Source organism: Halorubrum marinum (assembly GCF_048381195.1).
GTDB lineage: Archaea > Halobacteriota > Halobacteria > Halobacteriales > Haloferacaceae > Halorubrum.
This window is the reverse complement of sequence record NZ_JBLWMM010000007.1, coordinates 196,185-217,855: the sequence shown is the minus strand read 5'-3', so window position 1 is coordinate 217,855 and position 21,671 is coordinate 196,185. Positions and strand designations below refer to the sequence as shown.

24 protein-coding genes and 1 tRNA gene are annotated in these 21,671 nt (G+C 68.4%); 10 read left to right on the top strand and 15 right to left on the bottom strand.

Annotated features, from left to right (window positions below):
* Nucleotides 1-44: 44 nt before the first annotated feature.
* From trpG to fer, 6 genes are all read right to left on the bottom strand, one after another.
* Nucleotides 45-653, bottom strand: a complete 609-nt coding sequence (gene trpG / locus ACNSN4_RS14610; protein ID WP_418286577.1) for an anthranilate synthase component II — start codon at nucleotides 651-653, stop codon at nucleotides 45-47.
* On the bottom strand, nucleotides 650-2,308 hold the full coding sequence (gene trpE, locus ACNSN4_RS14605) for an anthranilate synthase component I (protein ID WP_418286576.1): 1,659 nt from the start codon (nucleotides 2,306-2,308) through the stop codon (nucleotides 650-652). Before trpE ends, trpG begins: the two co-directional genes overlap by 4 nt.
* Nucleotides 2,305-2,949 (bottom strand): phosphoribosylanthranilate isomerase, encoded by a 645-nt coding sequence (locus tag ACNSN4_RS14600; RefSeq protein ID WP_418286575.1) that lies wholly within the window; start codon nucleotides 2,947-2,949, stop codon nucleotides 2,305-2,307. The genes trpE and ACNSN4_RS14600 overlap by 4 nt, the downstream gene beginning before the upstream one ends.
* Nucleotides 2,949-4,034 carry an anthranilate phosphoribosyltransferase gene (gene trpD, locus ACNSN4_RS14595; protein ID WP_418286574.1) on the bottom strand — a complete coding sequence of 362 codons (1,086 nt, stop codon included), beginning with the start codon at nucleotides 4,032-4,034 and terminating at the stop codon, nucleotides 2,949-2,951. The genes ACNSN4_RS14600 and trpD overlap by 1 nt, the downstream gene beginning before the upstream one ends.
* 115 nt (nucleotides 4,035-4,149) lie before the next feature.
* Nucleotides 4,150-4,881: a universal stress protein gene (locus ACNSN4_RS14590; protein ID WP_418286573.1), complete on the bottom strand. Its 732-nt coding sequence runs from the start codon at nucleotides 4,879-4,881 to the stop codon at nucleotides 4,150-4,152.
* A gap of 221 nt (nucleotides 4,882-5,102) precedes the next feature.
* Nucleotides 5,103-5,492 carry a ferredoxin Fer gene (fer, locus tag ACNSN4_RS14585; RefSeq protein ID WP_418286572.1) on the bottom strand — a complete coding sequence of 130 codons (390 nt, stop codon included), beginning with the start codon at nucleotides 5,490-5,492 and terminating at the stop codon, nucleotides 5,103-5,105.
* Nucleotides 5,493-5,742: 250 nt separating this feature from the next.
* Here fer and ACNSN4_RS14580 point away from each other — a divergent pair, with 250 nt between their 5' ends.
* From ACNSN4_RS14580 to ACNSN4_RS14570, 3 genes are all read left to right on the top strand, one after another.
* The gene (locus tag ACNSN4_RS14580) at nucleotides 5,743-6,987 is read left to right on the top strand and encodes an RNA-guided endonuclease InsQ/TnpB family protein (RefSeq protein WP_418286571.1); all 1,245 of its coding nucleotides are present in this window, start codon (nucleotides 5,743-5,745) and stop codon (nucleotides 6,985-6,987) included.
* 293 nt (nucleotides 6,988-7,280) lie between these two features.
* Nucleotides 7,281-8,150: a CheF family chemotaxis protein gene (locus ACNSN4_RS14575; protein ID WP_418286570.1), complete on the top strand. Its 870-nt coding sequence runs from the start codon at nucleotides 7,281-7,283 to the stop codon at nucleotides 8,148-8,150.
* Between the two features lie 113 nt (nucleotides 8,151-8,263).
* Nucleotides 8,264-9,175 (top strand): hypothetical protein, encoded by a 912-nt coding sequence (locus tag ACNSN4_RS14570; protein ID WP_418286569.1) that lies wholly within the window; start codon nucleotides 8,264-8,266, stop codon nucleotides 9,173-9,175.
* Between the two features lie 120 nt (nucleotides 9,176-9,295).
* Here ACNSN4_RS14570 and ACNSN4_RS14565 read toward each other — a convergent pair whose 3' ends face one another.
* The 3 genes from ACNSN4_RS14565 to psmA all read right to left on the bottom strand — a co-directional run bounded on the left by ACNSN4_RS14565 (nucleotide 9,296) and on the right by psmA (nucleotide 11,720).
* Nucleotides 9,296-9,832, bottom strand: a complete 537-nt coding sequence (locus tag ACNSN4_RS14565; RefSeq protein WP_418286568.1) for a DUF8215 family protein — start codon at nucleotides 9,830-9,832, stop codon at nucleotides 9,296-9,298.
* A complete protein-coding gene (locus tag ACNSN4_RS14560; RefSeq protein ID WP_418286567.1) occupies nucleotides 9,829-10,782 on the bottom strand; it encodes an MOSC domain-containing protein in 954 nt (317 codons plus the stop codon). Before ACNSN4_RS14560 ends, ACNSN4_RS14565 begins: the two co-directional genes overlap by 4 nt.
* 62 nt (nucleotides 10,783-10,844) lie before the next feature.
* Nucleotides 10,845-11,720: an archaeal proteasome endopeptidase complex subunit alpha gene (gene psmA, locus ACNSN4_RS14555; protein WP_418286566.1), complete on the bottom strand. Its 876-nt coding sequence runs from the start codon at nucleotides 11,718-11,720 to the stop codon at nucleotides 10,845-10,847.
* A gap of 184 nt (nucleotides 11,721-11,904) precedes the next feature.
* Here psmA and ACNSN4_RS14550 point away from each other — a divergent pair, with 184 nt between their 5' ends.
* Genes ACNSN4_RS14550 through ACNSN4_RS14540 form a run of 3 tightly spaced genes read left to right on the top strand, consistent with a single transcriptional unit; the run spans nucleotide 11,905 to nucleotide 15,198 of the window.
* Nucleotides 11,905-13,263 (top strand): COG1361 family protein, encoded by a 1,359-nt coding sequence (locus ACNSN4_RS14550; RefSeq protein WP_418286565.1) that lies wholly within the window; start codon nucleotides 11,905-11,907, stop codon nucleotides 13,261-13,263.
* Nucleotides 13,253-14,041 (top strand): ABC transporter ATP-binding protein, encoded by a 789-nt coding sequence (locus tag ACNSN4_RS14545; protein ID WP_418286564.1) that lies wholly within the window; start codon nucleotides 13,253-13,255, stop codon nucleotides 14,039-14,041. Before ACNSN4_RS14550 ends, ACNSN4_RS14545 begins: the two co-directional genes overlap by 11 nt.
* A complete protein-coding gene (locus ACNSN4_RS14540) occupies nucleotides 14,038-15,198 on the top strand; it encodes an ABC transporter permease (RefSeq protein WP_418286563.1) in 1,161 nt (386 codons plus the stop codon). The genes ACNSN4_RS14545 and ACNSN4_RS14540 overlap by 4 nt, the downstream gene beginning before the upstream one ends.
* Nucleotides 15,199-15,235: 37 nt before the next feature.
* Here ACNSN4_RS14540 and ACNSN4_RS14535 read toward each other — a convergent pair whose 3' ends face one another.
* Together ACNSN4_RS14535 and thyA are read right to left on the bottom strand one after the other, a co-directional pair.
* Entirely contained in the window at nucleotides 15,236-15,790 is a 555-nt protein-coding gene (locus tag ACNSN4_RS14535; protein ID WP_418286562.1) for a dihydrofolate reductase, read from the bottom strand.
* Nucleotides 15,790-16,818 (bottom strand): thymidylate synthase, encoded by a 1,029-nt coding sequence (gene thyA, locus ACNSN4_RS14530; protein ID WP_418286561.1) that lies wholly within the window; start codon nucleotides 16,816-16,818, stop codon nucleotides 15,790-15,792. The genes ACNSN4_RS14535 and thyA overlap by 1 nt, the downstream gene beginning before the upstream one ends.
* Before the next feature lie 199 nt (nucleotides 16,819-17,017).
* Here thyA and ACNSN4_RS14525 point away from each other — a divergent pair, with 199 nt between their 5' ends.
* Entirely contained in the window at nucleotides 17,018-17,440 is a 423-nt protein-coding gene (locus tag ACNSN4_RS14525; RefSeq protein ID WP_418286560.1) for a MoaD/ThiS family protein, read from the top strand.
* A 217-nt stretch (nucleotides 17,441-17,657) separates the two neighbouring features.
* Here the strand turns inward: ACNSN4_RS14525 and ACNSN4_RS14520 are convergent.
* From ACNSN4_RS14520 to ACNSN4_RS14505, 4 genes are all read right to left on the bottom strand, one after another.
* Nucleotides 17,658-17,742, bottom strand: a tRNA-Leu gene (locus ACNSN4_RS14520).
* Nucleotides 17,743-17,815: 73 nt separating this feature from the next.
* Nucleotides 17,816-18,169, bottom strand: coding sequence for a ferredoxin (locus ACNSN4_RS14515; protein ID WP_418286559.1), 354 nt, complete (start codon nucleotides 18,167-18,169; stop codon nucleotides 17,816-17,818).
* Nucleotides 18,170-18,248: 79 nt separating this feature from the next.
* Nucleotides 18,249-18,488 carry a DUF7508 domain-containing protein gene (locus ACNSN4_RS14510; RefSeq protein WP_418286558.1) on the bottom strand — a complete coding sequence of 80 codons (240 nt, stop codon included), beginning with the start codon at nucleotides 18,486-18,488 and terminating at the stop codon, nucleotides 18,249-18,251.
* A gap of 34 nt (nucleotides 18,489-18,522) precedes the next feature.
* Nucleotides 18,523-18,981 (bottom strand): DUF5796 family protein, encoded by a 459-nt coding sequence (locus ACNSN4_RS14505; RefSeq protein WP_418286557.1) that lies wholly within the window; start codon nucleotides 18,979-18,981, stop codon nucleotides 18,523-18,525.
* Between the two features lie 141 nt (nucleotides 18,982-19,122).
* Between ACNSN4_RS14505 and ACNSN4_RS14500 the strand changes: the two genes are divergently transcribed.
* The 3 genes from ACNSN4_RS14500 to ACNSN4_RS14490 are packed head-to-tail and all read left to right on the top strand — an operon-like array spanning nucleotide 19,123 to nucleotide 21,632.
* Nucleotides 19,123-20,493, top strand: a complete 1,371-nt coding sequence (locus ACNSN4_RS14500) for a hypothetical protein (RefSeq protein WP_418286556.1) — start codon at nucleotides 19,123-19,125, stop codon at nucleotides 20,491-20,493.
* On the top strand, nucleotides 20,493-20,954 hold the full coding sequence (locus tag ACNSN4_RS14495) for a hypothetical protein (protein ID WP_418286555.1): 462 nt from the start codon (nucleotides 20,493-20,495) through the stop codon (nucleotides 20,952-20,954). Before ACNSN4_RS14500 ends, ACNSN4_RS14495 begins: the two co-directional genes overlap by 1 nt.
* A 3-nt stretch (nucleotides 20,955-20,957) precedes the next feature.
* Nucleotides 20,958-21,632: a hypothetical protein gene (locus ACNSN4_RS14490; protein ID WP_418286554.1), complete on the top strand. Its 675-nt coding sequence runs from the start codon at nucleotides 20,958-20,960 to the stop codon at nucleotides 21,630-21,632.
* The last annotated feature ends 39 nt before the right edge of the window (nucleotides 21,633-21,671 follow it).

The following is a 21,671-nucleotide window of genomic DNA, read 5'->3' as shown; positions in this document are numbered from 1 at the left end:
GGACGCACCCCGCGGTGACGACGCAGCCGCCGGGATACACGCACTCAGGCGTGAGGCGTTGGTACCGACACGAGGAAGTTCCGGATAAGGTCGTGGCCGGCGGCAGTCAACACGCTCTCCGGGTGGAACTGCACCGCCTCGATCGGGTGCTCGCGGTGGCGGATACCCATCACGATCGGCTCGCCGTCGTGGTCCGTCGTCGCGGTCACCTCGAAGACGTCGGGAACGTCCGTGGCCGCGAGCGAGTGGTAGCGTCCCGCTCGGAACCCCTGGTCCAGTCCGGCGAACACGCCCTCGCCGTCGTGGTCGACGGGGAACGCCTTCCCGTGGATCGGCTCCGGCGCGTGTCCCACCGTCCCGCCGTACTCGTACACCGCCGCTTCGAGGCCGAGACAGACGCCGAGCGTCGGAACGGTCGGCGAGAGCTCCCGCAACACGTCCATCGTCACTCCCACGTCGCGGTCGTTCTTCGGGTGGCCCGGGCCGGGGCTGACGAGTATCGCGTCGGGGTCGGCGTCCGCCACATCGGCGAGTGCTGCGGTGTTTTTCAACACCGTGACCTCGATCGGCTCGTCGCCGACCCGCTGGTCCGAGACGTACTCGACGAGGTTGTACGTGAACGAGTCGAAGTTGTCGATCACGACGACGTTCATTCGTCGACCTCCGTGCCTGCGGCGAGCGGGTCGCCGCCGGCTTCTCCGTTCTGCGCTCCCTCCCGGACTCGGTCGATCGCTGTCAACACCCCGTCCATCTTCTGTTCGGTCTCCTCGTACTCGGCGGCCGGATCGGAATCCGCGACGAGACCGGCGCCAGCGCGAACGGTCACGGCGGTGTCGCCGTCGGGGAGGTCCGCGAGCGTCGCGGTCCGGATCACGATCGCGAAGTCGGCGTCGCCGGTCCACGAGTAGTAGCCGACGCCGCCCCCGTACGCCTCTCGGGGAGTCGGTTCGAGGTCCTCGATGATCTCCATCGCGCGCACCTTCGGCGCGCCGGTGAGGGTTCCCGCGGGGAACGTCGCTCGGGTCGCATCGAACGAGTCGGCGTCGGCGGCGAGCGTCCCCGTCACGGTCGACTCGATGTGCTGGACGTGGCTGTACTTCAGCACGTTCATGAACTCCTCGACGCGGATCGACCCCGGCTCGCTCACGCGTCGCACGTCGTTGCGCGCGAGGTCGACCAGCATCGTGTGCTCGGCGCGCTCCTTGTCGTCCGCGAGCATCTCACCGGCGAGTCGCCGGTCTTCGACCGGGCTCGTCCCGCGGGGGCAGGTACCGGCGATCGGGTTCGAGACGATCCGATCGCCTTGCACCGAGACGAGCGTCTCCGGGCTCGCCCCGACGATGCTCCGGTCATCGTGGCGGAGGACGTACATGTACGGCGAGGGGTTCACCTCGCGGAGCGCCGCGTACAGCCCCAGCGAGTCCACTTCGCCGCGAAGCTCGCGACTCCGCGAGATCACTCCCTGGTAGATGTCGCCGTCGAGAACGTGTCGCTTCGCGGTTCGAACCGCCTCCTCGTACGCCTCCCGCGGCTCGGCGGATTCTTCATCGACCCGGATCCCACCGGGGTCTGGCGGAGACGCGTCCGCGAGTGCAGCGCCGACCCGTTCGGTCTCGGCGACGAGGTCGTCGTACACGTCACCGGGATCGTCGTCGACGCCGATCACGGGGGTGAAGACGAGTTCGGCGGTTCCCTCCTTCTCGTCGAAGACGACCGTCCGGGTCGTCAGGGCGAACTCGGCGTCGGGGAACGCCGTCTCCGGCCGGTCGACGCCCACTTCCTCCAACCAGAGGTCGTAGACGGCCTCGTACGCGAGGAAGCCGACGAACCCGCCGGAGAGAATCTGCCGATCGGTGTCGGGGAACCCGCGCAGGCTTACCTCGGGGAACGCCGCACGAATCCGGTCGATGACGTCGCCGGCGCCGGGACCGAACGCCTCGTCGCCGTCGGGAGAGTCTCCCTCGCCCACGAACTCGGCGGCCGGGCCGAGTCGAGTCACGTCGGTCCGGTCGGGGTGAACGGAGACGATCGCTTCCGGATCGTAGCCGACGAACGAGTAGCGCGCGTGCTTGTCGGCCTTTCCGCCCGCGGTGAACGCCCCGTCGGGATCGCTGGAAGCGACCTTCTCGCCGGATTCCAGCAGGAACCCGTACGGCCCCTCGCCGACCAGCGTCGCGTACGCGGTGAGGGGGGCGACGTCGGCGTCGAGCGACGCCGACGCGCGGACGACGACCGGCTTCTCGGCGTCGGCGGCGAGATCGATGAACTCGGCCTTCGAGCGGTTCAACGCCGCATGGTCCTCGGTCATGCCAGCTCCATCTCCCGGCCCGCGTTCGCGACGAACCGGGCCACCGCGTTGTGGTCCTTTCGCCCGTCGGTCAGCTCGACGCCGGACGCGACATCGACAGCGAACGGGTCCGCGACGCGGACCGCCTCGGCGACCGTGTCGGCCGTGAGCCCGCCTGCGAGGACGACCGGCGACGTCAGTTTCGCGGCCAACTCTCCCGTCTTCGCCCAGTCGTGTGTCTCACCGGTGCCGCCCGCGCCCGACTCGTCGGTCGAGTCGATCACCAGCGCGTCGGCGACGGCGTCGAACTCCTCGGCACGAGCCGGGTCGGACGCGTCGACCGCGAGCAACACCTTCCGTTCGGTCTCCGCCCGGATGTACCGGATCTCGTCCGGCGTCCACTCCCCGTGCAGTTGGAGCGCGTCAGGACCGATCGTGCGGACGAGTTCGACGGCGCGCTCGGCGGAGTCGGGCATCGTGACGAGCGTCGCCGTGACGAAGGGGGGCACGTCCACGAGCAACTCGGCCGCGGTCGCGGCGTCGACCTCCCGCGGTGAGTCGATCGGGACCTCGGCGACGACGCCGACCGCGTCTGCCCCGGCGTCGACCGCGGCCCGGACGTCGGCCTTGCGCGTGAGTCCGCAGATCTTCACCCGCGCCATCAGTCGTCGTCCTCCGTACCGGAGGCGGTCGTCTCCGCAGCCCCGCGCTCCCCCGCCTCGCCTCCCGTTCGCTTCAATTCGTCTCCGTCGCCACAGAGCGCCGCGAATTTGGCCGCGGCCGCGCCCGAATCGATGGCCTCGGCCGCGCGTTCGACCCCTGCGGCGAGCGACTCCGCCTCGCCGGCGACGTATATCGCCGCGCCGGCGTTCGCCAAGATCAGATCGCGCTTCGGACCGGTCACCGAGCCGTCGACGATCCCGCGGAGGTCGGCCGCGTTCTCCTCGGGCGTCCCGCCCGCCACCGCCTCGATCGGCGCGCCGTCCAGCCCGAGGTCGGCAGGGGTGAGCGTGAACTCGGTCACCGTGTCGCCGTCGACCTCGGCGACGACGGTTTCGTCGTGGATCCCGATCTCGTCCATCCCCGCGCCGTGGACGACGAGCGCCCGCTCGACGGACATGTGCGCGAGCGACCGCGCGACGACGGGAACGAGGTCGGGGTCGTACACGCCGAGCACCTGCGCGTCGGCGCCGGCGGGGTTGGTGAGCGGGCCGAGCACGTTGAAGATCGTTCGCATGCCGAGCTCTTTGCGAGGACCGATGACCGCCTTCATCGCGGGGTGGAACACGGGCGCGAGCATGAACCCGATTCCGTCCGCTTCGATGGCCGCCTCGACGGCCGGGGGCTCGGCCTCGATATCGGCGCCAGCGACTTCCAAGACGTCAGCGCTGCCCGACGAGGAGGAGACGGAGTAGTTGCCGTGCTTAGCGATCGGGACGCCGGCGCCGGCCGCGACGATCGCCGCGGTCGTCGACACGTTGATCGTGTCGTAGTCGTCGCCGCCGGTGCCACAGGTGTCGACGAGCGGCTCCCGGTCGGGCTCGATCGTCCGCGCGGCGTCGCGCATCCCCTGCGCGAATCCGGCGATCTCCGCCTCCGTCTCGCCTTTCGCCCGGAGCGCCGCGAGGAGTGCGCCGATCTGCGCCTCCGTCGCCTCTTCGAAGACGAGGCGCGCGGCCTCTCGTGCCTCCTCGACCGTCAGATCCGTCCCGTCCGTCACGCGTTCGACCGTGTCGTTGATATCCATAGTATCCACCAATGTATTACTTCGTGTTGTGATGTACAAGTGTGTACACTAAGTTAACGCTGTCGCCGACGCGATGCCGCGTCACACGATATCGACGAGACTCGCGGTTCCCCGATTACTCCGTACGGAGCTCGGTCGATCCGTCCGCCTCGACGACAACAACCGGGACTTCGGCGTCGTCGACGACGGTGTCGGTCGTCGAGCCGAACACGAAGCGGCCGACGGTCCCCGTGGTCGGCGCGCCGACGACGACGAGGTCGTAGTACGGCGACTGCTCGACTATCGCCCCGGCGGCAGTCCGGTCCTCCACGAGCCAGCTGTCCACGCGGTCGAAGTCGCCGAGCCGGTCACGGGCCGAACTGAGCAGCGATTCGCCGGCGACCGTGTACTCGTCGGACGACACCTCGCCCAAGGCGGACGGGCTCGTTCGCCCGGCCGTATCCGCACTGTCGCCCGGGTCGCTCGATCCGGACGGCGCCTCGGCGTTTTCGGAGTCCGGCCGGTCGTCGGCGATGGCGGCGTCCGACGGGACGACGTGAAACAGTTCGAGCCACGCGTCGGTCGCGTCAGCCACGCGCCTCGCGAGGTCGACTGTCGCACCGGAGTGCGGTCCGGGACCGACGGCGACGAGGATCGACGACACCCGGTCCGGACGGGTGGCCCGCTCGCCGCCTTCCAGCGTCGCGTGAGCCACGGTCGGCGTCGTCGCGGCCGCGTCGGAGACCGCGGACTCGATAACGGCGTCACCGACCGCGGCGGCGTCCGGAGCGCGTCCGAGCGATCCGTTACGCTCGGACTCCGTGGACCCGCCAGCGTCGTTCGCGTCGTCGGCATCGGTCCGGTTCATACGGGTCCGTCAGACGCACGTCTGATAAATCCTGCCGATTCCTCGGTGAGAGGAGGTGAGTCACCGGAAGCGGTGAGTCGTCAGAAGAAGCGCGTCCTCGCGGTAGCAGCATCGTCTGCTCACCGTAGAACCACGGTCTGGCTGCGGCTCTCGGCGACGGTCTCTGGTTCCCGTATCGACTGTGAAAGAACAGCGTATCGGCCGCGTCGGCCGAGCAGCGCTTAGATGACGCGGTTCTGCAGGTAGTCGAGGTGTTTCGCGTTGTAGACGATCTTGACCTCGTCGGTCGCCGGGCTCCCGATACAGGTGAGACGAACGTTCTTCTCTTCGACTTCCTCGTCGGAGAGAATCTGCTGCATGTCCATCTCGATGTCGCCTTCCTTCACGATGGCCGCGCAGTTCGCACACGCGCCAGCGCGGCAGGAGAAGGGCCAGTCGTAGCCCTGCGCCTCGGCGGATTCGAGGATGTATTCGCCTTGGTTGACTTCGAGACTGCCGTAGTCCTCGGCGTCGAGATCGGCGTCCGCGGCCGCCTCGAAGAGGTCGTCGTCGTCCATCGACCAACTGTGGTCGTCGAGCACTTCGTAGTTAAGGTATTCTACTGTGGGCATCACGTGGCGGTTTGATGCCCACCTCATTAGGCTTTGCTGTTCAGCATAATTCGAGTTGGAGCCTCCGACATCAAGTCGTCCGGGACCGAAGGTCCCGCTGATCATCCGAACGGGCCTGTGGCCCGTGAGGAGAGAGCGAGTGTAGCGAGCGAGTAGGTCGGAGAGGAAACCGACAACGGACGACGCAACCGCACGACGGTAGGTACCCGACTCCCGAGCTTATAACAACCGTCAAGTAGTAATCTGAAATATGGAGGTGCGTCGAACTGCGCCGGTCAAACTCGTCGTTCCCGATGAGCGGCGCGACGACCTCCATGAATCTGCGCGACAGTTCCTCTACTGTGCGAATCGTGCTGCCGAGTTCTGTTGGGACGACGACTCCTACACGAACTGTATCACCGCGAACTCAACTGCGCGAGGCGCACTCTACGCGGAGCTACGGGAGGAAACTGACCTCACTGCCAACCTCGTTCAAGAGGCCATCCGACGCGCCGTCCAAGCGACGAAAGGGTGCGTCGAACGGTGGAAACAGGGCAAGCGTGTGAGCCAACCGGAGTTCACCTCGTGGAGCATGGTCTACGATAAGCGGAGCGCCACATTCTACCGGAACAACGTCTCACTCTCAACCGTTAACGGGCGTGTTGAGTGCGATTTTGAACTCTCGTCGGACAGCCCAACGCCCTATGAACAGTACGTTCTTTCGGAAGACTACGAGTTGCGGGCGAGTACACTACAATACGACGAGGTGGCAGATGAGTTCTACTTCCACATTACGACCCGGAAGTATGATGACGACGAGTCCGAGGTTTCGGCAGATACCGGGCACCAAACAGTCCTCGGTATCGACCTCGGCGTCAACAGCCTCGCAGTAGCTTCGACCGGCACGTTCTGGCAGGGAGACGACTACGACCACTGGTGCCGCGAGTTCGAGAAGCGGCGTGGTGAGATGCAACAGCGCGGCACGCAAGCCGCACACAACGCCCTACTTCGCCTCGGAAAGCGCGAAGAAGCGCGGCGCAAGCAGTACATCCACACGGTTGCCAATGAGATCGTTTCGGAAGCCGTCGAACACGACTGCGACGTGATCGCGTTCGAGGAGTTAACCGACATCCGCGAGCGGCTTCCGCACGCGAAATGGCACCACGTTTGGGCGTTCCGACGCCTGTACGAGTACGTTTCCTACAAAGCACCAGAACGTGGTGTCTCCGTGGAGCAAGTCGAGCCGAATCATACGTCCCGGCGCTGTTCTCGGACGGATTGTGGGTTCACGCACGACGGCAACCGCCACGGAGAACACTTCGAGTGCCAGAAATGCGGCTATGGGGTGAACGCGGATTACAACGCGGCGAAGAACATCGGGCTACGGTATGCCCGAAAGCGGGCACACAGACTCCGTTCCTCGCCCAAGTCGGGGAGCGGAGACGCGCCAGTAGACGTGCGTGTGAATGGTGGGATGTTGAACGGTGAGAGTCACCAGCCTATTGCTGGCGACTGATTACCGGGAGTCCACATCAAAGCCCCATCACCAGAAATCTCTGATTGCTGGTTAGCAGTCAGAAGCTCCGCTTCTGACGACACCCTCAAGGACCGAGGCGCAGAGCGCCGAGGGAGTAGGGTAGGGTAGGGTAGGGTAGGGTAGGGTAGTTTACTGCCCTTTGGTGTCCGAATGGGTAGTTCATCGACGCCCGAACACGTTCGTTCACCCGCTGCCCGTGCCGTGACAACTCGTTATTAGGTGTGATACCCTATGGGTAACAATCAATACCGAACGCCACCGAGTACGCTTCGATGAAGGAGTCCGTCGTCGCCGACTTCGTCGGTCGCGTTCACGCCGATGCGGTCGAGAGCACTGACCCCGTGACGGGCCGGATCCTGCTAAGTCAGCGCCGTCTCGTGCTCGCGACGGACGGCGCGAAAGTCACCGTTCCGCTCTCCGCGGTGTTCGATATCGTCGTCGGCACCGTTCCCGGAGATCTTCAATCGTTTTTCAGCGACAGCGTCACGATCGCCTACGACCAGGACGGCTCCAGACGCGTGGCGCTCGTCGAAGGCGAGCCCGACGACATGGAGAAGTTCACACGGATCCTGTTCAAATCGCTGCTCCGAAACGTCACCGTCACCGTGCGCCACCCCGCAAAGGTCGGGGGACGCGTCACCGACGCGACCGACCACAAGGCGACCGTGTCCCTCTCACCGGGTTCGATCGGGTTTACCAACTGCCCGGAGCCGTTTCGGGTGACGCTCTCGACCGTTATCGACTACGAGCGGACAGACCGTACCCTCGGCGGGACGAAACGCCCCTCCCTCGTCTTTCGCCACGTCCCCGACACCCAGACGGTCACGTCGATTGCAACCGTCCCGAACAGGCGGACGCTGAACGTGTTGGGCCGGTACATCAAGCTCGAATATGGCGAGGCGATGGCGGACGTGGAGGCGTTCGACCCGACCGAGGAGCAGCTCGAAGTCCTCGTGTCGATCTATTCGGCGGGCGGTGAGGCCGACGTCGCCGACGTCGTCACCGGCGATGTCACTCAGACCTCCATGGTGCTCGATCAGCTCAGGGAAGCGGATCTCGTCGTCGACGGGGAATCGGGGGCGGTACTCACTCGGAAGGGCCAGATGGTCGTCACCTCGTACCTCGAATCGGTCAACTCGTGACCGTGATGGGCGTGTCGTCGCGATCGGTCGCTCTTCGCTCGTCCGCTACCACCCTCCGAGCGAGACCGCCGGTGGGGGGAAGTTTCATGCCGATGGACGTGTAGGTGTTTCACATGCCAGACGACCGCCACGGGCGCTCGACACCGCTCGACGCCGTGGTTCGCAAACGGGGAATCGACGCGCCGGGGAGCCCGGATCCCGGCCTCGCGACGTCAGCTACCGAGGCTGGCCCGCGGGTCGCGCGCGTTCCGGAGCCGCACGTCCACGACACGTTCTCCGTGGACGGGATCGACACGAAACGACGCGAAACGTTGCTGGAGGCCGTGCTCTGCGATCACGACGGCATCAGCGCCGCCTCGGCGACGCAGCGAAACGGGACGGTAGGCGTCCACCACGACCCCTCCGTGAGCCGGGACGACCTCCGGGAGACGCTATCGACGTGCGGGCTCGTCGTCGCGCCCGGCGACGACGCGTTCGTCACGCGCCGCGCGTCGCAGTTCGCGTCGGCCCGCGTCGCGGTCGCGGTCCTGTTCGGGCTGATGGTCGCGACGCCGTACATCGGCGTGCTCTACCCGACTCGCGTCGAGGGACTGTTCTACGACCCGGTGACCGTCGCGTACCTCCAGTCGATCCTCGATTCGGCGGTCGCGACGCACTTCTACGTCAACCTCGCGGCGCTCTCGGGGATCGCCTTCCTCGTCGCCTGCGGTCCGATCATCCGCCGCGCGGTCGACGCGGCGATCGACGGGCGACTCACGAACGAGGTGGCCTTCGTCGGCGGCGTCACCGCCGTCTTCGGCTACAGTACGCTCGCCGCCTTCACCGGATTCGGCGGAAGCGTCCACTACGACCTCGTCGCCTACGCGGTCGTCGGTGCGACGCTGTGGACCCGTTTCGGTGCCGACGATCCCGCCACCGTTCCGACCGGCGACGCGGCCCCCGAAACGCTGGAGGCGACGGACGCGACCACACCCTCGGCTCGCGACGACGACGAGCCGATCGCGATGACGGACGGCGGGCGCTGAACGAGGAGGTACCTCACCTCTTCGCATCGGTTTTCATTGTTCCCGTCTCTCCTCGTCGCTTCGTTCGTCGCGGTCTCTCATTCTCGAACCGCGCGACGCGCTCACGATTCAGCCGCGCCGTCACCGCACGACCGACAGCCACTCCTCCGCGACGCGGGGGAACGCGAGGACGCTCCCGGCCGCCACGGTTCCCGCCCAACCGAGCCCGACGACGAGGCCCGCGAACTCGCCACCGAGCGCAGTCGTCGCCTCGTGAACGGCGAGCCCGCCGAATATCGCCAGCGCGAGCGAGGCGTTGAAATACGGCACACGGAGCGCGACGAGCCACGGCGAGAGGGTCACCCACCCAGGAGTCGCGGTCCCGACGGGGTGAACGGCGCCGATTCGAATGAGCGTCGCGACGACGACCGCGGTAGTCCACGCGACCAGCGCCGTCGCCTTCGCGTCGAACCACCCTGTCGTCGGATACTCCATCACCGCGAGAAGCACGGGCAGCGAGACGATCGAGAGCTCGGAGAACACGCGCGTCACGTCGTGGAGAAACAGGCCGACACCACGCTTTTCGACTCGGGTCAGCTGTCCCCACCCGTACCAAGTTCGTCGGTCTCCGGACTCGGCGGCGGCCGTCTCACGTCCCGGCGGGCCGCGTCGGCTCACGGGTCGACTCCCCCGGATCCGTCGGCTCGAGGGTCTTTACGCGCGTTCCGCTCGGTGATTTCGGTCCCGGTCTCGTCGACGGAGACGACGCCGTCGATGGCGACCGGGTCGCCGACGGCGATCGTCGACTCCCACGACCGCTCGGGGACGACGGTGTTGACCATCAGCCGGAAGTCGTGATCGAACCGATCGCTTCCGGTCCACTCGGGGAGCGTCTCGCGCCGCCGCTGGATAAACGTCTCGCGGAACGCGGGCAGCTCCGCGCCCGTCTCGGGATCCCGTGAGGGAACCACGCAGCGTTGACACGGGTTGACACCGATCAGTTCGACGCCCGGCTCGGAACCGATCGCGAACCGAACGCCCTCGCCGTGGTTGCCGAAGAGCCGATCCTCCCAGAACGCCGGACAGTCGTCGAGGACCACGTTCGGCCGGAGACGCCGGCGCATCTCCGTCGCGTCCGCGACGCCCTCGAACCACGAGGCGACGGTCTCCAGCGTCCCGGCGGAGACGACGGTGGGGCCGGGCGCGGCCCGGTCGTCGGGGAAGCCGCCGTCCGGCTCTCGGACGAGGTCGACGTCGTAGCCGAGGAACTCCCCGACCCACGCCGCGAGGGCGTCGCCCGCCGCCGGAAGCTCGAACCGCCGCTCGTCGGCTCTGACGTCCGGGTCGGACCGGGCGGGTCGCTTGAGCGTCACCGCGGTCGGGGTCGCGTCCGCCGCTTCGGAGCGCTCGTAGCGTGCGCGGAGTCGGTGGACCGCCGGTTCGCTCTTTCCGTTGACGTAGCCGCCACCGCCGCCGACCGACGCCGCGTGGGGGTCGACCCCGGCCTCGACGAGGGCGTACGAGCGATCGCCGCGGAGCGCGCCGCGCGGACCGACTGCCGCTCGGCCGACCGCGACACCGTCGAGAGATTTTATCGGATACGCGACGAGCTGGGCGAGACGTGGCATACACGCATTTCGGCGGGAGGTCGCAAAAATACTGGGCTGACGCGAGGCGAATCGGGCCGTCGCTACTCGTCGTCGGTAGTGTCGGAGTCGCCGGAAGCCGTATCCGCATCTCCGTCGGCGTCAGCGTCCTCGTCGGCGTCAGCGTCCTCGTCGGCCTGAGCCGTGTCGGCAGTCTCGTCGTCGTCCGCGCCTTCGTCTGGGTCGTCTTCGGACGCCGTCACGAGTCCCGCTGCCGCGAACGCCTCGTCGACCTCCTCGGTCGGAACGGTCCGGTAGCCGTCGGCTTCGGTGATCGTAGCGACCGCGACGTCTCCGGGTTCGAACTCGTCGTCGTGTTCGGCGAGCGCCGCGAGCCCGAGTTCGATCCCGCCGGTGAGCGAGAGGTCGTCCGACCATTCCGCTTCGAGGTGCTCCTGAATGTCCTTCCGACCGCCGCCGATGACGGTCGCCTTCCACTCGTTCGGCGTGCCGGAGGGGTCGGCCGCGAACAGTCGCGGCTCGCCGTTCTCGACGCCGCCGATGAGGAGCGCGGCGCCGTAGGGGCGCGTCCCGCCGCGCTGGGTGTTCTCTTGGATGTGGTCGGTGATGAACTTCGTCAGCGTCTCGACGCCGACGGGCTCGCCGTACCGGAGGCGGTTCCCCTGCGACTGGCGCCGCGCGAGGTCGATCAGCTGCCGGGCGTCGGCGACGTGGCCCGCGCTCGCGGTGCCGACGTGGTCGTCGAGCTTGTGCAGCTTCTCGATGCTCTCGGCTTCCATCAGCGTCGACGACGGGCGCGACATCGCGACGAAGACGACGCCGTCGGCCGTTCGGACGCCGACGCTCGGCGCGCCGCGCGAGACCGCCTCGCGGGCGTATTCGACCTGATAGATCCGACCGTCCGGCGAGAACAGCGACGTGCCGCGGTCGTACGCCTGCTGGTCGTTCCCGCCCATCATCGTCGATCACCCGCTCGCGCGGTGTCCCGTTCGCTCATTACCGATAATTACGGCGGACGGTTGAAAAACCCTCCTTAACCGGTACGTGCTCCCACAACCCGAAACGGGGCTCTCGTGTTCACCGCCTACCGATCACCGACGACGACGCATATATGTCGATCGGTCCCCTAACTGGGATGACATTGTGACCTCCACTCGAACGACAGCCGTACTGGTGGCCCTGCTTGCGCTCTTCGGGGCTGTCGGTGCGGCCACGGCGGTGCCCGACGCCCGGATCACGGTCGACGAGGTCGACCTGAGTGCGACCGAACCGGCGGTCGGTGAGCGGACGGCGGTGAATCTGACCGTCTCGAACTCCGCGGGCGCCCCGGCCGCCGCGGACATCACCGCGGTTCGCCTCCTCGACGCCGACGGCGAGACACTGGATGAGGCGACGGCGCTCGGCGCGCTATCGGCGGGCGACTCGCTCGACGCCGAGCTGTGGACCCGGTTCGACGAGCCGGGCGAGAAGCGGCTCACCGTCGAGGTCGTCGCCGAGGAGTCAACGACCGAGGAGACCGTGACCGTCGCGCGCGACCTCGTCGTCGACGCGCAGCCTGCCGAGGTCGCGCTCGACCTGCGCACCCGCGCGCTCTCACCCGCAGACCTCCGGAGCGACGACGAGAGCGAGGGGACCGGCGTGAGCCTCGGCGGCATCGAAGGGATCTTCGGCGGCGGTGGCGGCGGGCTCGACACCGGCGACGACGCCGATGAGGCGGCCCGAGTCGCCGATTCCCCGGTCGCAGTGACAGTCGTCAACACAGGGACCGCTACCGCCGACCGCGTGAGCCTCACCGTCGTCGGCACGGGGGTCGGCGAAGACGCTGACGACGGCCCCACCACTGAGGGCGTTGACGCCGGGCCGTTCGTCGTCGAAGACGTCGCGCCCGGTGAAGAGCGACAGGTCATCGTCGACCTCGGACCGCTCGACCGGCAGGAGTCCGTGACGGTCACGGCGGCGTTCCGTTCTGGAACAGATGCGCAGGACGGCGTCGGCGCGGAGCGGATCGCCTCGTCGACGCTCGACTACCCGCCGCGCGAGGCGGCCCCGGTCGTGACCGACGCGGCGGTACAGTCCGGCGCTGACGGCGAGTTTGTCGTCGACGCCAACCTCGGTAACGTCGGAACCGGTGAGATGCGGGGCGTCGTCGTCTCGATCGGGGACGCGCCCGGCGTCTCGCCGACGCCGGCGGGCGAGTCGTACTTCGTCGGCAGCCTCGGGCCGAGCGACTTCGTCGGCTTCGACCTGCGAACGACGGCGAACGCGTCCGTCGCGGACGAGGTCCCGATCCGAATCGAGTACACGGAGCGCGGGGTCCGCGACACCGAGACGGCGACCGTGGCGCTGCCGGGCGCGGACGGGACCGCTGGCGAGTCCGACTCCGCGGGGACGTTCGGGAGCGTCGGGAGCGTCGGGAGCGCCGGAACGCTCGCCGTCGTCGGGCTCGTCGGTGTCGCCGGGCTCGCGGTCGTTGGCGGGGTGGTCCGCCGCCGTGACGTATAGCGTCGAACTCCGCGACGTGGTGAAGCGGTACCCCGGCGGCGGCGCCGAGCCGGTCGTCGCGCTCGACCACGTCGACTTCGCGGTCGAGCCGGGGGAGTTCGTCGCGGTCGTCGGACCCAGCGGCTCCGGGAAGTCGACCCTGCTCAACGTGCTCGGACTGCTCGACGACCCGACGTCTGGCGAGCGGCTGCTCGCCGGGACCGACGTGACGAGCCTCTCCGTGGCCGAGCGCACCGCGGCCCGAAAGGAGTCCATCGGCTTCGTCTTCCAGGACTTTCACCTGCTTCCGACGCTGACGGCGGTGGAGAACGTCGCGCTGCCGACCGCGTTCGACCCGGGCGACGCGTCCGACCGGGCGGCCGACCTGCTGGCCCGATTCGGCCTCGGAGACCGGCTCGATCACCTGCCCACGGAGCTTTCCGGCGGCCAGAAACAGCGGGTCGCCATCGCGCGATCACTGATAAATGAGCCCGAGATACTGCTCGCGGACGAGCCGACCGGGAACCTCGACACCGAGACGGGGGAGTCGATCCTCGCCGAGTTCGAGCGCGTCAAGGCGGAGGGCGTCGCGGTGATCGCGGTCACCCACGACGAGCTCGTGGAGACGTACGCGAACCGCGTCGTTGATCTCACGGACGGCGTCCTCACGGGCGGTGTTCCGGCGGGTTGCGTCCCGAACAGTGGCGCCCGAGACCACGCCACCCCGGACGATGACGTCCCGGACCACGGCACCCTAGACGACGGTGGCGAGAACATCTCTGCCGCGAGGAACCGATGAGCGACGACCGCGACCTCGTCGGTTGGCTCCGCGGGTGGCGACCCGCCGTGGCGATGGCGTCGCGGAACCTCCGCCGCAATCGGGTACGAACGGCCCTCGCCGTGCTCGGCGTGTGTATCGGCGTCCTCGCGGTCGCGGCGCTGGGGATCTTCGGTAACGTGCTGGCGCTCGGCGCGGACGACGCCATCGGCGACATCGGCACGCAGGTCGTGGTGACGCCGAACGCCGACGCCGGCGTCGAGTCGCTCTCCGACGCGGACGTGGCGGCGATTCGACGAGCCGTGGGCGAGCCCGCGGTCGTTCCCCTGTACACGGACAACGCGCTCGTCGGGAGCGCGGGATCACAGACGTTCGCGACCGTGTACGGCGTCGAGGAACCGGGGCTGGCGTTCGAGGCCGCGGAGGGACGGCTCCCGGACCGGCACAGACAGGGGGCGATCGTCGGCGCGGGGCTCGCGGAGACGCTCGGCGTCGGCGCGGGCGACACCGTCGAGATCGCGGGCTCGCAGGTCAGGGTCGTCGCCGTGCTCGTCGAGAGTCAGACGTTCAGCCCGGTCGCCCCGGACGACGCCGTCTTCCTCCCCGAATCGGCGTTCTCGGCCGACGGGTACACCCAGGTGCTCGTCGTCGCCGACTCCGGGCAGGCCGCGCGGGTCGCCGCCGACGACATCCGCGTGGAGGTGAACGCCCGCGAGGAGCGCGTCGACCTCTTCGAGCTGGCCGCGATCGTCGACGAGATCAACGACTTCTTCGAGCTCCTCGGTACCTTCCTGCTCGGGCTCGGCGCCATCTCGCTCGTGGTCGCCGGCGTCTCGATCCTCAACGTCATGCTGATGAGCACGGTCGAGCGGAGACAGGAGATCGGCGTGATGCGCGCCGTCGGCGTGACGCGGCGGGACGTGTTGCGCGTGCTCCTCGCGGAGGCCGGGCTCATCGGCGCGGCGGGCGCGGCGGCAGGAACGCTCCTGACAGTACTGCTCGTCGCCGGGCTCGTCCTCTCGACGCCCGCCGTCGACGCGGCGCTCGTGCTCGACCCGACGAACGGCTACTACCTCCTGCTCGCGCTGGGATTCGGCGTCGGCGTCGGCCTGGTGAGCGGAGCCTACCCCGCGTGGAAAGCGGCGAACGAACGACCGGTCGACGCGCTGCGGAGCTAGCTGCTCCGGGCGACCTCGGTCAGACCCGCGCCACTCGTTACTCCCGAACCCGCTCGTAGGTGACGAACGCGAGAGCGCTGCCGCCCTCGTCGTCGGCCTCTGCGGGCCGCCTCCGAGCGACCTCGGCCCACTCGCTCTCGTCGAACGCCGGAAAACGCGTGTCGCCGTCGGGCCGCTCCGGAACCACCGTCACCACCATCCGGTCGGCGCGGTCGAGGAACTGCTCGTAGACTGTCGCGCCGCCGATCACGAATATCGCGTCGACGCCGCGTTCGGCGGCGTCCGCCCTCGCCCTCGAAACCGCCTCCGCGATGTCGTTCGCGACGACCGCGTCCTCTGGGAGGTCGAGGTCGCGAGTCGTCAACACCACGCTCGTCCGATCCGGGAGCGGGCCGCCGAGGCGATCGGCGATGCTCTCGTAGGTCGCGCGGCCGACGATCACGGGGTGGCCCGTCGTCAGTCGCTTGAAGTGCGCGAGGTCGGCCGGATAGTGCCACGGCATTCCGCCGTCGGCACCGATAACACGGTTCTCGGCGACCGCTGCGACGAGGACGACGTCGGGACCAGAGTCCGACGATCCGTCGTCAGTCATCACTCGGCGACCGCGAACGAGAGCCCGTCCGCGGAGTCGTAGTCGACGACCTCGATATCGTCGTACGTTAGCTCGTCCAGGGGTTTATCGGCAATTTCGATCCGCGGGCGGTCACGCGGCTCCCGCGAGAGCTGTTCGAGGAGGCCCGGCACGTGGTCGTACCCCTCCTCCCCGTCGGCCTCGTCGGGGGCCGTCCGCTCGACCCAGCTCTTCACGTCGAGGTAGTCGGCCTTGCTCTCGACGGCCGCGAGCCGGTCCTGGACGTACGGGAGGTTCTTCGCGTACCACGTGCCGCGCTCGCCGCGGCCGCAGTAGACGTGCGCGTCGACGACGGTGTGCCCGAACTCGCCGACCTCGAAGCCGGTCCGCTGCGCGAGCGCGTTCGCGAGCAGGGCGTACGCGGCGATGTTGAACGGGACGCCGAGCGCGATGTCGCCCGAGCGCTGCGTGAGGTGGAGGTTGAGTCGGCCGTCTTGGACGTTCACGACGAACGTGTAGTGACACGGCGGGAGCGTCGACGTCGTCGCGTTCGCGGGGTGCCACGCGTTCACGACCATGCGGCGCGAGCGCGGGTTCTCTTCGAGCGTGTCGAGCACGTACCGGATCTGATCGAAGGTGCGGCGCTCCGTCCCGTCCGGACCCTCTTCGACGGTCACCCAGCGGTGCGCGTCGTCGGGCCACGTCTCGCCCGGGAGCGCGGCGTCGTCGTTCGGAATCGGGTAGCGGCGCCAGAACCGGCCGTACGCGGTGTCGAGTAACCCCTTTTCGTCGGCCCACGCGTCCCAGATCTTGGTCTCCTCGCGCAGGTCTCGGATGTGCTCCTCGCCGGAGAGGTACCAGAGCACCTCGTGGATGAGCGAGTTCCAGCGGTAGCCGTCCATCTTCTTCGTCGTCAAGAGGGGGAAACCCTCGGCGAGGTCGACCGTGTACTGTCCGCTGAACGACGCGATCGTGTCGACGCCGGTCCGGTTCGGCTTGTACGTGCCCGTCGACAGCGTGTCGTCGACGAGATCGAGGTACTGTTGCATGGTGGTCTGTGTCGTCTCCGGCGCGGCCGTCGGAGCGACGGGTCTACCTGGGTAAACGAACGCGGTCATGTAAACTGTAGCTGTTCGCCGCGACGCGCGGAGCGACGAGGCCACCGCCCCCCTCCCCTTCGGAGACGCACCGGCGAACGCGAACATGTTCGCGCCGGCGCTTACCCTCGACGGGGGGTTGTATTCGGCTATGACCGCCACAGGCGAGCGCGTCGAGCCCGCGCAGGCGACCGCTGAGGAGACCGTTAGCGAAACGACCGTCACGGTGCGCTGTACCGGCCACGTTCGGACCGAACTCGGGGTGTACGAGTTCGAGTACACCTTCGAGGGCGACACCCTCCGCGAGTTCCTCGACGAGCTGTTCGCGGAGTACCCGGAGCTTCAGGACATGCTGATCGCGGAGACGGAGGCGGACGCGACCCACAGCGGCTGGGCACCCACACCGGAGGAACTGCCCGGGACGTGGACGAAAAACCCCGTCGGCGAGCAGACGATCGCGTACGCCCGGATCCTCGTCAACGGCCAGTTCAACGAAAACGAGCGGGGGTTCGACACGGAGCTGGAGGACGGCGACCGCGTCGCGCTCGTCTACCCCTTCATGTTCTGTTGTTGAGACCGAGAGAGGCACTTCAGCCGTCGGGCCGCGCGCGGCGTTCACGAACCTCTCGCGAGCCGTCCACGAGCCGCGGCGCTCACGATGTGTGAGCGCCGCGACATGCGGGGGAAGGGATTCGAACCTCACTCACTCCGCTCGCCGCGCTCGCTTCGTTCCCTGCTTCGAATCCCTTCAGAGCCGATTCCTGCTGCTCGCGGGCTGCTCGCAGCAGGAATGCGGGGGAAGGGATTCGAACCCTCGAACCTCTACAGGAGCGGATCTTAAGTCCGCCGCTTTTGGCCAGGCTCAGCCACCCCCGCGCGGATTTGGGTACCGGCGGTGGGGTCAAACCCCTTTCGGATGCGCCCGTCGGCCGCCCGGATACTGACGCTCCTACCAGTCGACCGAGAGCGTCCCGTCCCCGTGCGGGTCAGGGGCGATCTCCTCGTCCGTGCGCCGGTCGACGACGTGGATGACGCCCGCGCCTTTCTTCGCGGGACACACCTCCGCCGCCCGGACGTTCTCGTCCAGTTCCTCCTCGCCGATGTAGTACGAGCGCGGCTTCGCCATCCCGCTCTGAATGTCCATCACCCAGTTGTCGCCGACCTCGGCGCACTTGCCCGCCCCGAAGCACTTGTTGGCCTCGAAGACGATCTTGTACGGCTTCTCCTCGATCGGCGGCCCCTCGCCGCCGATGTCGCTCGCCCGCACGACCTCCTCGCGGTCGATCTCCGCGTCCTCGCTCATACCCGTACTCGACCCCGACGGGACTTTCGTCTGTCGGTCGTTCCCGTCTATTGCAGGCGGCGTCACAGCCCGCTGTCGGTCACTCCTCGACGTGGTCGGCCATGAGCCGCTCCGCGTGCTCCGGGGAGTCGGCGATCTCCCATCGAACCTTCGCCGCGTCCCCGTAGGCTAGCGCCTCCTTCAGTTCGTCGCGGAGGACGCCCGTGCCGAATCCGACGGTGCCCCCGTCGGCGTCGCCCAGCTCGTACAGCGCGTACCGGTTCGGCGCGCTCCCGACCGTCGACCGATCGAGGTCGCGCCACGGCTTCGCGAGACTCATCGATCTCCCCCCGGTGGCGTCGACGCGTCCGGCGTCATCGGTGTGCGTCGAGCCCACCCTCGGGGCCGTCGACGATCTCGAAGCTCCGCTCGGTCCAGCCGTCCTCGACGAAGACGAACACGCGACCGCCGGCGATCTCGGGATCGGCGATCACCTCGTTGCGACCCTCGGTGCGGCCGACGATCACGCCGGGGAACACCTCGTCGCGCTCGTCCTCCTCGACGATGACGCGGCCGACTCCGGAGTCCTCCAATATCTCGTCGTCCGTGTCGTAATCGTTAACGTACGTCATCACGCCCTCCGTCTCCGTCGGGTCGGTGACGAGCACGTGCGTCTCCTTGCCCGGACCCGCCCTGACCGACCCCTCGACGGCGTCCGGGACGCCGCGGTAGAGCGTCGTCCGTCCGTCGAGGTACTCGACGACGACGCCCTCCTCGCGGAGATCGATCCCGATCGACGTCGGCGGAACGTCGCTGCGTGACGGTGCTGACATACGCGTCGATCGGTGCGCCCGCCTCAAAAGGGGCGCGCTCGGCGGTCGCCGGGGACGGTCGACCGAGCGCGCGGCGGGGCGTCCTCACTCCCGAGAATCGGGGATGGCACATTTAAGGCCCCCGCGCCGGGAGTCCGTATCATGCAACGGACGCGACGGGACCTGTTGAGCGTCGGGGTCGCCGCGGGTCTCGCGGGGTGTCTCGGGGTCGAAGGCGTCCAGTACCCCGACGCGGAGCCCACTCCTCCGGGCGCGGACGACGGGGACGACGAGGACGACGGCGATCCCGAGGAGCCCTCCGACGACGAACGCGTCGACGAGCCCTCCCCCGTCGCGAACGAGGCGCTCGCGACGGCGACGCGCCGCGTCGTCGACGACGCGGCCTGGTTCGCGACGGAATACCCCGACGCGGTCGCGACGTACCGCGCGGCGATGCGCCGCGTCGTCGCCGAGATCGACGCGGTGCGAGCCGAGGTCGACGAGGCCGACGCGGTGACCGTCGAGCTGGCCGAGCGATTGGCCGACGAAGGCGAGACCGCTGCCGAGCGCGCTGGAAACGCCTTGGAGCCGCACTTTCGACCCCGCTCGCGAATCCGCTCGCGGACCGAGCGACACGTCGAGCCCCTCCGCACGTTCGCGCCCCGGGACGATATCGACCGCTTCCTCGAGGAGCTGTCGCGCATGCGCCGGGGGTTCGCCGGGATGGCCACGGCCACGTACGTCGAGGAGGCGTTCTCGCGCGACCCGATCCACAACCGACTGCTCGACCGGCTGCTGTTTCCCCTCTCCGAGGACGACGACGCTCGTCGGGCGGTCCGCGACACGGCACTCGTCGAACTCGCGGTCCCGAGCCGCGGGTTCGCGACGCTCGCGCACCCCCCGTACGACACGGACCGATACGACCGCTCTCGAGTCCCGCGAATCTATGGCGAAGCCGTCGACGCGGCCCGGCGCGAGGAGCTCCGCGCTCGGTTCGGTCCGGTCCCGCAGCCCGAGGACCGCGTCGAGGAGCTGTTCGTCGCGTTCGCGACGCGGCCCCCTGCCGGCAATGCGCCCGGAAACACGTTCGACGGGTGGGCACACGAACTCGACGGGACGCCCGTGTACGTCCAACGCTACCCGAACGCCGATACGGCGACCGAGCGATTGGACGGGGTTCTCGACGCCGCGTCCACCGAGGGAGCGGCGCCGATCGGTCCCGATGCGACCGCCGCCGGGTCGAACATCGGTGTCGCTACCGGGGGCGACGACGGGAACGGCGGCGCTGCGAGCGACGATAACGGAAGCGACGACGACGCGGATACAGTCACCAGCGGACCCACCCGCTGGCACCGCCTCTACCACCGCGACGCGACCGGAGAGCGCTACGGGTTCGACGAGCACGCCGGGGTCCAGTACGGATACGTCGTGCAGGCGGGCGAGTTCGTTCTCGCGACCGGGTTCTCCGGTGACGCGTGGGAGGAGCGCACCGGGTGGCAAGGCCGCTTGGCGGACGGGTGGGTGGTCGTCTGATGAACGCGAACGGGGCGGGGCTGATCGCGGCCGTCTTCGCCGTCGTCGGCGTCGGGGTCGGGCTCTCGGGGGCCGTCGCGACCGGGTGGGCGGAGACCGCGCTGGCGACGGCCGCGACGGGCGAGACGGCTCGGTTCGGGCCGGTGTTCGTCGCGCAGTCGTACCTCACGGTCACGGCCGCTGCGCTCGTCGGCGCGCCCATACTCGCGGGCGTGCTCGGCGTCTTAGTCGGCTCGCGCTCGTACGACGCGAGCGAGGCCGCCGCGACCTCCGGAGTCGGAGCCGGAATCGGCGCGCTGATCTACGGGCTCGCCGTCGTCGTCCTGATCGTCGCCTCGCAGGGCGCGGCCGCGACGCAGGCCTATGGAATCACAGACGCGCTCGGATCGATCGCCACGATTACCCTCGTTGCCGCGGTCGTCGGGGCAGCGACCGGTGTCCTCGGATCGGTGACGGGGTAATCGATGACGGAAAAACCCGAGTCGGATACCGCGACTCTCCCGCTTCCGAGACGGCGGTTTTTGGCCGCCGTGGCAGTCCCCGGGGCACTCGCCGGTTGTCTCGTGGAATCCGAGGAGCCCGCGGTGGGGACGGGAGGCACCGATACCGAATCCGCGAGTGAGGAGTCGATGGATGACGGGTCGCGAACCGGTCAGACCGATGAGTCGGGCGAGGCCGACGGAACGACCGACTCTGGCGAATCCAGCGAATCCAGCGAATCCAGCGAACCCAGCGAATCCGATGACCCTGACGATCCCGACGATCCCGACGATCAACCGACAGAACTCGGCCCCGAGGGCTCCGGCCTCGTCGTCACCGACGCCGAGGTGCGGTCCGTGACCGACGGCGGCTACGAGACGACCGTTCGCGCTCGGTTAACTGTCGAGAACGCCGGGCGGTTCACCTACGGAACGGTCGAATTTCGCGTCGACGCGTACGCGAGCAGACCGGGCTCCGACGGGCGGACCGCCGTCGGCCGCGCGTACGTTCGCGAACGATTCGACTCCGGAGACCGGTTCGACGACGGTGTCCGACGGTTCGACGCGGAGATCTCGTTCCGTAGCGGGGAGTCCCGCGCTCGGGCCGACCCGACGTGGTACGAGGTCGACGCCGCGATCCGACGCGCGGAACCGGTCTGACTTCGTTCCGAGCGACTGTCCGATCCCGTTCCGAGAGAC

What these genes read in the sequence shown, in the direction of transcription:
- trpG (WP_418286577.1), bottom strand. Translation starts at nt 653, where the DNA reads ATGAACGTCGTCGTGATCGACAACTTCGACTCGTTCACGTACAACCTC.
- trpE (WP_418286576.1), bottom strand. Translation starts at nt 2,308, where the DNA reads ATGACCGAGGACCATGCGGCGTTGAACCGCTCGAAGGCCGAGTTCATC.
- ACNSN4_RS14600 (WP_418286575.1), bottom strand. Translation starts at nt 2,949, where the DNA reads ATGGCGCGGGTGAAGATCTGCGGACTCACGCGCAAGGCCGACGTCCGG.
- trpD (WP_418286574.1), bottom strand. Translation starts at nt 4,034, where the DNA reads ATGGATATCAACGACACGGTCGAACGCGTGACGGACGGGACGGATCTG.
- ACNSN4_RS14590 (WP_418286573.1), bottom strand. Translation starts at nt 4,881, where the DNA reads ATGAACCGGACCGATGCCGACGACGCGAACGACGCTGGCGGGTCCACG.
- fer (WP_418286572.1), bottom strand. Translation starts at nt 5,492, where the DNA reads ATGCCCACAGTAGAATACCTTAACTACGAAGTGCTCGACGACCACAGT.
- ACNSN4_RS14580 (WP_418286571.1), top strand. Translation starts at nt 5,743, where the DNA reads ATGGAGGTGCGTCGAACTGCGCCGGTCAAACTCGTCGTTCCCGATGAG.
- ACNSN4_RS14575 (WP_418286570.1), top strand. Translation starts at nt 7,281, where the DNA reads ATGAAGGAGTCCGTCGTCGCCGACTTCGTCGGTCGCGTTCACGCCGAT.
- ACNSN4_RS14570 (WP_418286569.1), top strand. Translation starts at nt 8,264, where the DNA reads ATGCCAGACGACCGCCACGGGCGCTCGACACCGCTCGACGCCGTGGTT.
- ACNSN4_RS14560 (WP_418286567.1), bottom strand. Translation starts at nt 10,782, where the DNA reads ATGCCACGTCTCGCCCAGCTCGTCGCGTATCCGATAAAATCTCTCGAC.
- psmA (WP_418286566.1), bottom strand. Translation starts at nt 11,720, where the DNA reads ATGATGGGCGGGAACGACCAGCAGGCGTACGACCGCGGCACGTCGCTG.
- ACNSN4_RS14540 (WP_418286563.1), top strand. Translation starts at nt 14,038, where the DNA reads ATGAGCGACGACCGCGACCTCGTCGGTTGGCTCCGCGGGTGGCGACCC.
- ACNSN4_RS14535 (WP_418286562.1), bottom strand. Translation starts at nt 15,790, where the DNA reads ATGACTGACGACGGATCGTCGGACTCTGGTCCCGACGTCGTCCTCGTC.
- thyA (WP_418286561.1), bottom strand. Translation starts at nt 16,818, where the DNA reads ATGCAACAGTACCTCGATCTCGTCGACGACACGCTGTCGACGGGCACG.
- ACNSN4_RS14525 (WP_418286560.1), top strand. Translation starts at nt 17,018, where the DNA reads ATGACCGCCACAGGCGAGCGCGTCGAGCCCGCGCAGGCGACCGCTGAG.
- ACNSN4_RS14515 (WP_418286559.1), bottom strand. Translation starts at nt 18,169, where the DNA reads ATGAGCGAGGACGCGGAGATCGACCGCGAGGAGGTCGTGCGGGCGAGC.
- ACNSN4_RS14510 (WP_418286558.1), bottom strand. Translation starts at nt 18,488, where the DNA reads ATGAGTCTCGCGAAGCCGTGGCGCGACCTCGATCGGTCGACGGTCGGG.
- ACNSN4_RS14505 (WP_418286557.1), bottom strand. Translation starts at nt 18,981, where the DNA reads ATGTCAGCACCGTCACGCAGCGACGTTCCGCCGACGTCGATCGGGATC.
- ACNSN4_RS14500 (WP_418286556.1), top strand. Translation starts at nt 19,123, where the DNA reads ATGCAACGGACGCGACGGGACCTGTTGAGCGTCGGGGTCGCCGCGGGT.
- ACNSN4_RS14495 (WP_418286555.1), top strand. Translation starts at nt 20,493, where the DNA reads ATGAACGCGAACGGGGCGGGGCTGATCGCGGCCGTCTTCGCCGTCGTC.
- ACNSN4_RS14490 (WP_418286554.1), top strand. Translation starts at nt 20,958, where the DNA reads ATGACGGAAAAACCCGAGTCGGATACCGCGACTCTCCCGCTTCCGAGA.